Annotated in this window: 14 protein-coding genes; 6 read left to right on the top strand and 8 right to left on the bottom strand. The window is 34.9% G+C overall.

Annotated features, from left to right (window positions below; all coding sequences use genetic code 11):
• The first annotated feature begins 1048 nt into the window (after positions 1–1048).
• Positions 1049–1513, top strand: coding sequence for a hypothetical protein (locus AFK68_RS29695; RefSeq protein ID WP_094677475.1), 465 nt, complete (start codon positions 1049–1051; stop codon positions 1511–1513).
• Between the two features lie 380 nt (positions 1514–1893).
• Complete coding sequence (locus AFK68_RS29690; protein WP_094677473.1) at positions 1894–2451, top strand: glutathione S-transferase family protein; 558 nt, start codon at positions 1894–1896, stop codon at positions 2449–2451.
• 854 nt (positions 2452–3305) lie between these two features.
• Here AFK68_RS29690 and AFK68_RS29685 read toward each other — a convergent pair.
• The gene (locus AFK68_RS29685; protein WP_094677471.1) at positions 3306–3443 is read right to left on the bottom strand and encodes a photosystem II reaction center protein K; all 138 of its coding nucleotides are present in this window, start codon (positions 3441–3443) and stop codon (positions 3306–3308) included.
• Positions 3444–4077: 634 nt separating this feature from the next.
• On the opposite strand from AFK68_RS29685, the gene AFK68_RS29675 reads away from it, so the two are divergent.
• From AFK68_RS29675 to AFK68_RS29665, 3 genes are all read left to right on the top strand, one after another.
• Positions 4078–4683, top strand: a complete 606-nt coding sequence (locus tag AFK68_RS29675; RefSeq protein ID WP_094677467.1) for a class I SAM-dependent methyltransferase — start codon at positions 4078–4080, stop codon at positions 4681–4683.
• Positions 4680–5696 carry an alpha/beta fold hydrolase gene (locus AFK68_RS29670; RefSeq protein WP_094677465.1) on the top strand — a complete coding sequence of 339 codons (1017 nt, stop codon included), beginning with the start codon at positions 4680–4682 and terminating at the stop codon, positions 5694–5696. The genes AFK68_RS29675 and AFK68_RS29670 overlap by 4 nt, the downstream gene beginning before the upstream one ends.
• Positions 5697–5845: 149 nt before the next feature.
• Positions 5846–6994 (top strand): saccharopine dehydrogenase family protein, encoded by a 1149-nt coding sequence (locus tag AFK68_RS29665; protein WP_094677463.1) that lies wholly within the window; start codon positions 5846–5848, stop codon positions 6992–6994.
• 160 nt (positions 6995–7154) lie between these two features.
• On the opposite strand, the gene AFK68_RS29660 is transcribed toward AFK68_RS29665, so the two are convergent.
• On the bottom strand, positions 7155–7787 hold the full coding sequence (locus AFK68_RS29660) for a DedA family protein (RefSeq protein ID WP_094677461.1): 633 nt from the start codon (positions 7785–7787) through the stop codon (positions 7155–7157).
• Positions 7788–8110: 323 nt separating this feature from the next.
• Here AFK68_RS29660 and AFK68_RS29655 point away from each other — a divergent pair, with 323 nt between their 5' ends.
• Positions 8111–8440 carry an STAS domain-containing protein gene (locus AFK68_RS29655; protein ID WP_094677459.1) on the top strand — a complete coding sequence of 110 codons (330 nt, stop codon included), beginning with the start codon at positions 8111–8113 and terminating at the stop codon, positions 8438–8440.
• Between the two features lie 387 nt (positions 8441–8827).
• On the opposite strand, the gene AFK68_RS42825 is transcribed toward AFK68_RS29655, so the two are convergent.
• From AFK68_RS42825 to AFK68_RS29625, 6 genes are all read right to left on the bottom strand, one after another.
• The gene (locus tag AFK68_RS42825; protein ID WP_094677477.1) at positions 8828–9376 is read right to left on the bottom strand and encodes an Npun_F5560 family protein; all 549 of its coding nucleotides are present in this window, start codon (positions 9374–9376) and stop codon (positions 8828–8830) included.
• Positions 9377–9420: 44 nt separating this feature from the next.
• A complete protein-coding gene (locus AFK68_RS29645; RefSeq protein WP_210407683.1) occupies positions 9421–9612 on the bottom strand; it encodes a hypothetical protein in 192 nt (63 codons plus the stop codon).
• Between the two features lie 325 nt (positions 9613–9937).
• On the bottom strand, positions 9938–10291 hold the full coding sequence (gene rpsF, locus AFK68_RS29640) for a 30S ribosomal protein S6 (RefSeq protein ID WP_094677457.1): 354 nt from the start codon (positions 10289–10291) through the stop codon (positions 9938–9940).
• Between the two features lie 117 nt (positions 10292–10408).
• Positions 10409–10882, bottom strand: a complete 474-nt coding sequence (locus AFK68_RS29635) for a Tic20 family protein (RefSeq protein WP_094677455.1) — start codon at positions 10880–10882, stop codon at positions 10409–10411.
• Positions 10883–11440: 558 nt separating this feature from the next.
• Entirely contained in the window at positions 11441–11638 is a 198-nt protein-coding gene (locus AFK68_RS29630; protein WP_094677453.1) for a hypothetical protein, read from the bottom strand.
• Positions 11639–11818: 180 nt separating this feature from the next.
• The gene (locus tag AFK68_RS29625) at positions 11819–12685 is read right to left on the bottom strand and encodes a methyltransferase domain-containing protein (RefSeq protein WP_094673592.1); all 867 of its coding nucleotides are present in this window, start codon (positions 12683–12685) and stop codon (positions 11819–11821) included.
• Positions 12686–13136: the final 451 nt, after the last annotated feature.

Genomic DNA, 13136 nt, shown 5'->3' with positions numbered 1-13136 from the left:
GAAAACTATATACATGGTATTTGCGTATGTCTTATTTATATTAATCAGAAAACTTTTTCTACAGATTATAGGTATCTAGAATTACAGCGCTTTTCAGATTGATGAACCACTTTGCCATAACCATAACCTCGTAGGGACGTTGCATGCAACGTCCCTACTGTGGTCTACTGAAATGAAAACCGCTGTAATAGTCATCTCCGGAAAATAAATAAACCTTTTAGTTATATTAGCTAAAGAAAGAAAAAGTTACCATAAAAAATCATTTTTCCTGCCTTTTTCGTAAAAATATCTTACTTGTTCCCTGTTCCCTACCCCGGCAAAAAATCTATATCTTTTTCGGAGAGGTCTAATTAAGATATTTTGGTAGTCCTAATCGCAATTCTAAATAGGTTGCGGGTAATTAAAAAGTAAATAAAAGAGTTGAAACTTCCACCTGTTCCCTATTCCTTCAAAAGCGGTAAGATTTTTGCCACAAATAAAATAGGATTGCTATAGTCCGATACTATTTTACTAACATTTGTTAACAATGCACAGCAAGATTAACCTGCTGAGGGGGTATCTCCCAAAGTCTACAAGAAAACCTGTAGACGCTTTTTTTTTACTTACATCGTCTTGGTTATCGACGGTCGCAGAAGTTTTAATTACTTGACCATGCTAGGGGTGACTTATCAGGATAGCGGTTACATAGTGGCCTGGCTTTGCACCACAAACTACTCTGTTTGCACATGATTATAGCACAATCTATGCAACTAATCGGTATAACTAAATCAATGTATATGAATTTATGTGAACAAATATTAGCAAATCAACAATGGTTGCTCAACCTTATTGATAAATTAACCCGGCTAGTATAGGAACTATGCTTTAAACAACATAATCTACTATGGATATTTTTTGTCAAAACATTACCCACAATAACTTAATAAGATTCATTTTGACATAAATTGCTGTGGATTTCAATTTTGAGGATGAAATTTTTTTGAGGACTTAGTTCCCTCAGTTGGTAAAATAAGACTTAGTATCCGAGAACTAGAAATTACAATAGCCTATGGCAACTGTCACTGCTTATCCCAATGCTCCAGATTTATCTACTGATGACTATTTAGTTATTGGTCTAGCAACTTGCTTTATCAAAGAAGATGGCGAAGTCTCTCAAGTAAAAGTTGTTGAACCAATACCCTCCGCAGCTCTCGAAGCTATAGTAAAAGGCATACCAACTTCTTATGAAATGGCTTGTGGAATAACTTTGGGTAAAGTATTATCTGGAGAAAAACCCTTATTACCTCAAGATTTCCCTTCAGAAGCTCAATTCTCTGATAATTTTGCTGAGAGAGCGATCGCTGCTACTCGCACATATAAAATTCATCCTGAAGTTAAATCTTTGGTTCCTCTAGGAAGTCGTTGTGATAATTTGAACTATTCTCTAGAACGTAAGCGAATATTAAATGCAGAAAATATTGTCAGTTCAGAAGACAATGTGAAGCAACATGAATATACTCACAAAGTTCTTTAATCGTCAAATTATTCAGCGGTTATCTATCAGCTATTAGCTCTTGCTTTTAGTTTTAGATAAATGCTCTATTATTTGAATATTTGTGTTAATTCTATATCTTAAAAGTACCAAAAATTACCGATAAATAAAGGTATCAAGCCTTCTATTATGGGAAAAAAAGTGCTAGGATATTTTCTCACATTCAATTACGTTACCGAAAAATCAAGGTTTAAAGCCTCTCATAAGCAAGGAGAAATAAGAAAAAATTTTCCTTTTATTCAATCCTCTTCCTTTTAGGGGGAGGTAATTATCAATTATCGATTATTGAAGGTTTTCCTTGCAGTAATTATCCATTATCCATTATCCATTAATGGAAGTTATCTAAGATTAGGTATTTAATAGTGCTAAAACTTTATGGCGGTGCTCGTAGTCGAGCATCAATTGTTCATTGGTATCTCGAAGAAATAGAAGCTTCTTATGAATTTATCACTCTTGATATGCAGTCAGGAGAACATCTCAAATCAGATTTTTTAGAGATTAATCCGATGGGAAAAGTACCTGCTATTGTCGATGGAGAATTTAAGCTTTCGGAGTCAGGTGCTATTTTGTTATATATTGCAGAAAAATATGGCAAAATGCCTGATTCTTTAGAAAAGAAAGCTGAAATTTTTCAGTGGGTATTGTTTGCTAATGCTACTCTCGGACCAGGAATTTTTGTAGAAGCAAGTCGGGAAAAAGAAACTCCCCGTTTATTAACTCCATTGAATAAAATTTTTGAGACTCAACCTTATTTAATGGGTGAAGAATTTAACGTTGCAGATGTAGCAGTGGGTTCGATTTTAGCTTATATTCCTATGATGTTAAAGTTGGATTTAAGTTCCTATCCTAATGTTTTGGAATATATTAAACGAATTTCTGAAAGACCTGCTTTTCAAAAGACAATTGCTAATCCTTCTTAATATCTAAGTTAAGCATTCAGCCATCAGCTAACAGCTAGCCTCCGTAGGAGGAACTTCGTTAACAGCTATGAGTTATTAACTTATTATTTTGGCAGGAGGAATTAGTTTCCAAGGAAAATTAAAGTTATAGCGCTAGGGAATAGGGAATAGGGAATAGGGAATAGTAAACTTTCAAAGGACTTCAGGATTTAGAAATGTCTTAATCTTTGCTTTGACTGCTTTATTAAGAAAAAGGTTCTCATCTAACCTTAGTAGTTGTTTTATTCTTTCAAAAGCTATTAGCATTTAGTATTTTCCAGGAAAAGCTGAATATTGACTTCTAGCTAATAGCTGAATGTTTACTATGTAAGTATTCAGCAGTCAGTTTTGAGTTATTATTTATTAGCTTCAAATTAAGGGAGTACTGAGATACTGAGCGAAAATTAAAAATATGGGGAAGAGGAGAATTGCTAATTATATAGTAATCCTAAATAGGTTGTAATATTGTATTGTAGGGGTTTGGTTTCCAAACCAAAGCAAAAATGGGATTTGGAAACCAAACCCCTACAGTTTTTTTGTTCGCCAATCATTGAGGATTAGTATAGCAATTATCGGCCTATATTAAAATTTAAAAAGAAAGAATTGTTTGAACTGAATTGCCAAATTTGTCATTCATTTTTATTTCTGAATGCTAACTGTAAAAGTATTCAGGTAAGCATTAGAAATAAAACAAAAATAAACCAAAATCAAAAATCTAGAGAAATAATTTATCTCTAGATGAAAAAACTTAGTAGCTATCAGCTTCCCAATGATGATTTCAGCATATTGCTAATAATTAGAATGGAAGCTAATAGTCATATTTAGAGATTTGCTTTTTATCTGAAACCTACTGCTGCCTGCCATACAAAAGCTAGCAACAAGAAGAATACAGGAATTACTGGTAAAACATCAACTAACGGATCAAAAACTGAGTAAGCTTCTGGCAATTTTGCCAATAGCATTGCTAATTCCATAACATTAACCTACCTTTTTTCCACAAAAAAAATTTTATGATATTAGTATATCTTAACATGAGCAATTAGCATCAAAATTTATCTCTTCTAATCTAAATCTCAACTAATGGAAATATTGGCCTTGCTAAATACAGCAATGAATCTTTGAGGGACAGAAACATCTCAAAACTTGAGGTAGTGAATTAACACCCAAATATAATGTTTGAGCATTTCTACCAAGGGATTAGCAAAAAAATAATATACCAGTGTCTAGCTTTCTCAGTGAGCAAAATATTCTTTCGAGATTTTTAATTAGGGCTGGCTGATTAAATATTAAAGTATTGAAATATAAAGGTTTGAGCCTTTTTATGGTCGAAAAAGTTGCCAGGTTTTCAGTTGATTTCGCTCAAAAAATTAGCATTTTGGATAGACTTGGGCAAAAAAAATACTTCCTACTCCCCTACTTCCCTACTCCCCTACTCCCTAAAAAGACTTTTTCAACAAACCCTAATTAGTTTATCTCTGGGTTTTGCCCACCCCTATTTCGGTACTTTATTTAAACGTAAGTCCCCAACTAGGAATAACACAAAGTCTTGGGATTTAATCAAGCTAGAATGAATACCATTGATTTGATGGAATATCGAATAGGAAAAGAATGTCTAAGCAAAAACCAAACGAGTGGTTGAAGTGGATATGTTCGAGTCAAAATTTTGATGAATTAGTCGAAAACTATGACCGATGGGCAGATATATATGAAACAGATGTTGGGGAAGTATGGAAACCAGTACCTTTAGCAGCTTCATCGATGCTAGCAAAATATATGCCCAACAAACAGGGCACAATTCTTGATGTTGGAGCAGGAACAGGTCTAGTTGGTATAGCATTAACTCAATTGGGATTTGAAAACATAATAGGTACTGATATATCACCTGGTATGTTAGCCAAAGCTGCAGAAAAAGACGTATATAAATCTTTAGTTTGTTGTTTTATAGGTGATGAAAAATTTAGAAACTTAAAGATGGCAAGTGGTATTATCGCTACAGGAGTATTTGCCGAAAGCCATGCTGGTTCGGGAGAACTAAACAAACTTCAAGACAATATCGAGCCTGAAGGTGTATTGGTTTTCACGGCACGGGAGAGTTTCTTACCTAAACTTAAAGAAGTCTTAGACCAGCCAGAATGGACTCTTGTTGATTCCAAAGTAATGCCGATTTATGAAGACCCTATTTATCTTTTAGCGTACAAAATTCGGAAAAAATGACCTCAGAATTGAAAAGACTCGAACAAGTCAATGAAGAACTGGCCAGAGTTCCCAATCTAAGTCGGCGTGAATTGCTAGATATGAAAGTGATTCAAGAGAGGAAAGAATTGGTTCATCGAGTGGGTGCTACAAACGAACCTAAACAAAGTCTTCCATTCACTAAGTTATATCTACCGATGGCCTTCACAGGTATCTTAGAGCCAAACAAGTTAGTTGATGAGACTCATCGTGCAATCAAAATCCTGTTACCTGGTACAGGAACAACCTTTTCTGTTGCTGAGACATTATGTGATGTTGCAGGCACCTTTCATGGCCGAAAAAGTAAGAACCGGGGACGTGGGCGCAAGAGCAACCAAAGTTTACTAAGTGAATTACTACCCGATGGTGAGACATTCCGTGTGGCATCTTTTCCTACTGATCTTCCACTCAATGGTATGGGTTCTGATGCTCCATTTGAATTTGCCAGCGAGCATGGTCTGATGACAATGATTCGCCATGTTCATCTAGTATTGTCACGACTTTATCCCGATCGCCCAGTTTTTATTGCGGGACGTAGCCAAGGTGGTATAGCAGGTATATTGTATGCACAACATTATGATGACTTGGCTGGAGCAATAGCAGTTAATCCACCACATCCAGATCCAGAACTATTTCAGTTTACTGTTCAATACTTGGAGGAGAAAGCTGAAGTTTTAGCAGACCTTCTCCATGCTCCAGGTGTCACTTTACATCATCGTAGTTGGGAAGCTTACAAGACTTTCACACCGAATTTTAATTATCCATCTAGACCATCCCTATCTCCAATCCTAACTCTGGTTAGTTTGGGCGACCCCTTCAATTTGTTTCCTCAGTATCTCCATAAGCTGAAGGAATTTGCAGAAAATGACGAAAAATGTACGTTACATATACTTGATGCAGGGCATAATCTTTGGGATAGGAAATCTGTAGATACATATCGAGAGGTAATTAATTTGCAGATCCAATTCATTTTGAACCAGATGAATAAGGATTGAACAATACGCGACTTTACACCAAAACCTGAGAGGCAAAAATGAGGTTTTTTCTTGAAGTTGGTGATCAACACTAATATGCTATTATTGCTAGGCTTGATTTCTATTACAGTCTTTGCACTTAAACTAAAGTTCGGAATTTACTTCAAATAATGCACAATGTTACGATATTGGGGTCTGGAAAAATTGGATCGGCGATCGCCAAATTCCTACATTATAGTGGGGATTATACCGTACTTGTTGGTGATATAGACTCTAGATCCTTAGAAAACTTAACTGAATCTTTGCCAGTCAATACTTTTGTCATAGATGTGACTGATGAAGCTACTCTGACAAAAAAACTAGAAGGCCAAGATTGTGTTGTCTCTGCTTGCTCCTATGAGGTCAATCCTATCATTGCCCGTGCTGCTGCCAAAGCTGGAGTTAGTTATTTTGATCTGACTGAAGATGTGGCAACTACCAATGCAGTTCGCTCTATTGCTGAAATAGCTCCTAATGATTTGGTCTTTGCACCCCAGTGTGGACTTGCCCCAGGCTTTATCGGCATCCTTGCTCATCACCTGTATAGTGGTTTTGACAAGGTTGACGAAGTAAAAATGCGTGTCGGTGCCCTGCCCCAAAATCCCTCTAATATGATGATGTACAAGCTCACCTGGTCTACGAAAGGTCTGATTAACGAATACTGTAATCCTTGTGAGACTATTCATAACGGTCGTAAAATAGAGGCAATACCCTTGGAAGAGGTGGAGCATTTCTCCCTAGATGGGATAAGTTACGAAGCATTTAATACTTCTGGTGGCTTGGGGACTCTCTGCGAAACTCTTGAAGGCCAGGTGCGTACTCTCAACTACAAGACCGTGCGTTACCAAGGTCATCAGTATCTGATGAAATTTTTAACGAAAGAATTGCGCTTGAGCGATCGTCGGGAACTCCTTCAAGAAATATTGGAAAATTCTATCCCTATCACTAAGCAAGATGTGGTACTTATCTTCTGTACTGTAACTGGCTGGAGAAACGGTTATCTTGAACAAATTAGCGATGTCCGCAAGATTTACCCCCTAAATTTGTATGGAGAAACTTGGAGTTCCATCCAGCTTGCAACTTCTGCCTCTCTTTGTGCTATTTTGGATATGTATCTGAACAGAGAAATTTCCCACAGTGGTTTCCTCAAACAAGAGGATATTAGTCTAGATAGCTTCCTCGCAAATCGTTTTGGTTCTTACTATACCGATAAAGGTAGAAATATAGTCAATCCTGGGATTTCTTTATGCTCTATAAATTTTGACCTTTATAAAGCATAAAGAAATCCTGTTTGATTTGTGAACATAGAATTCTACCCAACCCCACGTTCAACTCTCAAATCAGACGGGATGTATTATAAGGATGAAAACTTTAAGGAAAGTATCTAGACAATTTTAGTAAGTTTAATAGTCCTTTTATTTACCTGATTCAATCTTACATTTATAAACCTGTATTTTGATTACCTTTCTTCAGAGACTCTAAACTAATAGGAATCAAAATCCAAGCAAATACTAAAGTTAAAGCAACTATACCAAATTGTGCCACCCAACTTACTAATTTTTCTAGAGGTACAACTTGTCCGACAAAAAAGGATAAACTGACCATTGTCAATGCCCAAATAGTTGCTCCAGCAAAATTACATAATAAAAATTTCCAGTAAGGCATTTGAGCAATTCCAGCTAATGGTCCAGCAAAAATCCGCAATAAAGTAACAAACCTACCAAAAAATACTGCTTTAGCTGCATTCTTACTGAACTGATTTTTTACATCCATCAGTTTTGTTTCTTGAATCCGAAATATTTTACCTAACCGCAACATAAATGGCCAACCACCATATTTGCCGATCCAATATCCACAACTATCGCCAAATATAGCTCCCATAATTGCACAACCCAAAACATACCAATACATTAGCTCTCCACTACCAGCAAGAAACCCACCTACAAGTGTTATAGTTTCTCCAGGTAAGGGAATACCTGCATTTTCTAAGGCTATTCCTAAGAAAACTGCTAAATAACCATATTTATGGGCTATGAACTGAATTGTTTCTAATGATACAAATTCTAGTGACATTTTACGCTAACCTTTAAGCTTACTTAATAAAATTTATCATTTTTTTATATTTTAGCCTGAGGCAGCTGAACATCAAGGGAACTTCTTTGTTACTTAAATCATCCTGATATAAGTAAGAGATATAGCAATTCTATATTAATAGGGAGCAAATAACCTATCAGTTGAAGAAACCTCAAAGTCTTACCAATTAATACTTTTTATCTTTAAAAGTTTTAGCTTTGACTTCCGAGTAGTGGCACTACAAAAATTATTTTCCATTTTACCTTTTCTTTACAGTAAACTAAAAAACTAAACTTCTTATTTTTAATTAATGGTGATACATAATGAAAACTGTTGATATCAAAAAACATATTATTTTAACTCCCCACCACCGCTTAGACTTGGTTGGAGCAAATGCGATAAAGGAGCAATTTTTATCTCTTATAGAAAAAGAAGCAAATCTTTGGATTATTGATATGGCAAATGTAGAGTTTATAGATAGTTCTGGTTTAAGTGCATTAGTTATTGGTTTAAAAACAGCTCGTGACCATGGTTATAGTTTAGTAATTTGTAACCTAAATCCCACAGTTAAGCTAACTTTTGAGATTACTCAATTAGATAGAGTTTTTCAAATTTTCAATAATCTTGATGAAGTTTTTTCTGACTTTGATTGAAAATTAGTAACAGTTTAGTTAATTATTCATTAGATAATCGGCTCAGATGCTAATTTTAATAGCAATTGAGCTGATTTTAGAATTATAAATTCATAAGTATTTCCTAAAAACTTAAAATTGTCAAAATACTATTTTTAACGCAGAAGTTTATACTTATGGCTATGAGAAAATTTGGGATAAATCTCAAAGCATATTTGCTAAAATCAAGATAATCATTCAGTTAGCTCCCATTCAGATTTTGAACCTAATAATTTACTAAGGTTAGCTGATGAGCAATTTCATCCATAACTTTTAATTTTTCTTGGAGACTAATTCCTCTTTCGGTATGATAATGAGTTAATAAATTATTACTGATAAGCTGATAGCTAACAGCTGAATACTTATAAATCATGCATTGCCAAATGTGGGCATTTCCACAGAAGAACCAGATTGACCAGAACCCAAAGCAGGTAAGTCAAGACCATTAGCTCGACGGTTTCTAACTGCTAGACGATAACTAACACTTTGTAGCTCTGCATGAAGTTGACGGTTTTCTTTCTGCAACATTTCAACTTTTTCCAACACTTCTGCAAGTCGCTCGGAAAATTTCTGACGATACACTTCTGGTAGTTCTTGTACTACTTGTTCTAACATTTGGGAGCGGTCTGTTAATTCTTGTACAGAATGACGTAAAGTATATATTTCTGCATCTCTTTCAGAAATTTGTTCTTGATAAAAAGTTACTTGTTGTTCAACTTCATTGAGCTGTTCCTTTAAACTTTGCATTTGAGACTGGTAACCTTCAGGAACAGTAGGTGTTGGTACGATACTTGTATTTCCCTTAACTAAGCGAAAAAGTTCTTGAGACAATTGTTGAATTAATTGGTCTCGCATTTGTAATTCTTCCTTAAGACGAGACACTTCACCTTGAAGTTGTTGTGAATTTAACTTTTGCATTTNATAAAAAGTTACTTGTTGTTCAACTTCATTGAGCTGTTCCTTTAAACTTTGCATTTGAGACTGGTAACCTTCAGGACAGTAGGTGTTGGTACGATACTTGTATTTCCCTTAACTAAGCGAAAAAGTTCTTGAGACAATTGTTGAATTAATTGGTCTCGCATTTGTAATTCTTCCTTAAGACGAGACACTTCACCTTGAAGTTGTTGTGAATTTAACTTTTGCATTTGGTTCACTTTAGTTTGGTTCCTAATTATTCAGTAGTTCGTTGATATATTTAAAAAATACTATAGCCTCTACAACTAATATAATTATAAATTACGGGAACTGGGGATTTATACCCAGTAATTCCCGATATTACTTAAATTTTTGAGTTGGGCAAACACATCTAAATTCTGGAACTATTTGTAATTAAGGTTGATAGTATCTGATAAGTATAAATATTAAAATTATCACATCTAAGCCCAGTGAACAGTTCAAAATAAGATGCTTTTGCCCTGAATTTTTGAGTTAAGCAAAAACTCTTAAACCTGAAGATATTACTTAATCTCTAAGATTTTACTATTCTGCGGACGCTACTACTGGTTCTGGTTGATTTTGAGCATCTGTTTTGGTAATTTTGGGTATTTCTTGTTTAATCGTTAAGTAACGAATAACTTCTTCACTTAAACGCATTGCCCTTTCCAATACTGCTATTTGAGTAGGGGGACCTTGGTAGTTCATCTGGATATATGTACCTTCCCGATGATCGTTTATTTCATAAGCTAAACGACGTTTACCACGATGTTGAACTTCTAGCTCATAAGCTCCCTGTTCCTGCAACATATCTTTATATTTTGTAATTGCCTGCTCTACTTGTTCTTCACTCAGATCGGGACGCAGGATATACATTGTTTCGTACATGAATGGTCTCATAGAAAAAATCTCCTTTTGGACAACATGGCTTCTACTAAAATTTAGAATCAGAAGAAGCAAGGATCTTATATAATACAAAATTTTTGCTAAATATCCTAGTGCTAATTTTAAAAATCTTTAGCGGACTTGCATATAAACAGCATCAGAAATAGTGGGTATTTCTGCATAACGCCCCATTGATGACTGAACGACTGCATAGATAAATGAGCCTAAAATTCCTAGGAATATCATATTAGAAAGAGTTTCCAGAATAAATCCTCCTAAATTCTGTCCTAGTATTGATAGAATCAGACCACACAAAATTAAAACAATGTCCAAAAGAATTGCCTGCATCGTATTAAAACGAATAAAGTGAGATATATTATTATTTCTAACTACCAGTAAAAACAGAGCAAAGAAAACTATTAAGCCAAAGAAAGGTATACCTCGGTAAATTTGTAACAAAGGTGTAAGAGGAATTAAGATTAGTTGTAGAGGAGGAAACTGTTGAAATAAGTATCTTCCATAAACTAATCCGTCTAGTAAGGGTAATAGGTAGGGTAAACAAGCAAAAGTTCGGTCTTGAATTGTTGTGGAACCACGCCAAGTCATTGTAAAATCCTCCTGAATTTGGTGAGATATAAACACATATAAATTCAGGATAGCGCATTGACATATTACAATCTATCAACTCAATTGATTCTCCAAGACTCTGGTATAGATATTACTAATTCTTTCAGAGTGCTTAACTAAACTCATAATCTAGCAAAATTCAGTCACAGACAGGGTTTTAGTAAGTCATTTAGGTGGTTAGCCTCTGTTTTTGGATGCCCGACAATACTATTTATTAATAATTTTTTGATCTTATTTAATAGTACTACTTTGTTAATTTTCCTGGCTTAGTTTTTCGCAGTATTTTCAACTGGCATATATATGCCCACTAATCAGTATTCAAACATCTTTATTTATTATCCCTAATGGGGAGTATAACTTAAAGGTGTGGTACTTTTTGTTGAGACTTTCTATTTGATAGTAGAAGTTGCTCTAAAAGGGTAATGCTTGAGAACAAAATGATAGCTAAATTTGGATAAATGTCTATCTAATTTATGAAAATTATATTTGCCACTCTGAAAAACAACTCCAAATTTTAATCGCTCAAATAAAAAGTAATTATTCTATACTGGCAATACGAAAACCCATTTCACACTCATACTGATCTGGTTGAGTATCTGCTAACTTAGGAACTGGATGACCACAACGTAGTTGACCACCTTTCCAACGGGGTTGACCACTGTGACTAGCTAATAAACAACCTTGACAAACTCGCTGAGGATCGACAAGTTGATTTTCCATTAAGATAACTAACATAATTACACCTCCAGGGATATCCCATCTGGTGTTTATATTTTAAGCTAAAATTATAGTNAATTATAGTATATAAGACCAAATTGCTACAGAATTTAATATTTATCAAATATCCTAGAGTCAAAATTTATAAAAATTTGTATTAATTTCTACTGACTTAAAATCAAGATTAGTGCCAGTTAATTACTTATTCCCACACAAAAGACCAAATTTAATTAAGCCTCTTTCATATCCACGACTCATTAACTCTAGGGAAAGAGCAGCTTGAATTGTTGTCCAACCACTAAAGAGTAAACTAAGAAGAACTTTAGGGTCAAAAGCTGATTCAATCACTACATCCCAGAAAGGAGCAGCGGCAGTTGACCAGTCGGCAGTAGAGATATCTTGAAAACCGATATTCTGGGCGATCGCTTGATACTCTGGCAAAGAAATAACGTAAGGTAAAGCATAAACCCGATAAATATCAGCTAAGTGTCTCCGTTCATCATCGGTAAGTTGTCCATCAGAGCTATCTACTGAACGATGACACCAAGTAGCCATAATTATTTTTCCACCAGGCTTCAATACTCGATGGCATTCTTGCAAAAATTTCTGTTTATTGGGCATATGTTCTCCACTTTCGAGAGACCAAACCAAGTCATAAGACTCATCAGCAAATGGCATATCTAAGGCATCTGCCACTATAAAATTAGTCTGTTGAGTTAAGTTGGCTGACTCTGCGCGTTCCTTAGCTCTTTTAGCCTGGACAGGAGAAAGGGTAATGCCAGTAGCAGTGGCATTAAATTTTTCGGCTAAGTAGAGTGTACTACCACCAATGCCACAACCTACATCAAGGATCGAAGCGGGAGGCCACAAACTTGATGGTTCATTTGTGGCTCCCCAGTGCAGTAGTTCCTCAATCATATCTATTTGAGCTTGTCGCCTGTTTTTTTTCTGTTTACCATCTGGCCCATAGTAGCCGTGGTGCATATGTTCGCCCCATGCTTCTTCCCACAGACTAGAGGAAGCATCATAGAATTGTTGAATTTTTTCAATTAGGGTTGAGGTCATTTCAGTTATCAGTTATCAGTTAATAGTCATAATTATAGATTAATTAAGGTTCTAAATTTATGAGTTGAACTTTATACCATTTCTTTGTAAGAATTTTCCTAATATATTGTCTATCAAATCTTATTGTCCTAGATAGCTCCTGTTTATTTAAACCTCACTTTTAAGAGCGAGGTTTTTAGCTGTAAATTGATACAGAAATGGTATTACGCAAAGAAACCAAATTTATACGAGAAATTCTTGGTTTTAAAAATAGAAATCTACTCAAAAAACTGGATTTCTGGCTTCGTCTGAATAAGTTATGTTGATTTTATTAGACTTATTATATTTTGAGTAAAAATATCAGTACAAATATCAAAAATTCAAAGTTATTTTGTTTTAGCTGAAATGTGTAATAAATTCTCATTTTAGAGTAAGCATTTAGCTATTAGCATTCAGCTTTTGAAGGTAATAA

It is taken from the genome of Hydrocoleum sp. CS-953, from assembly GCF_002260545.1.
Classification (GTDB): Bacteria; Cyanobacteriota; Cyanobacteriia; order Cyanobacteriales; family Microcoleaceae; genus Trichodesmium.
The sequence above is the reverse complement of the archived record's forward strand: the minus strand, read 5'-3'. Positions and strand labels throughout refer to the sequence as shown.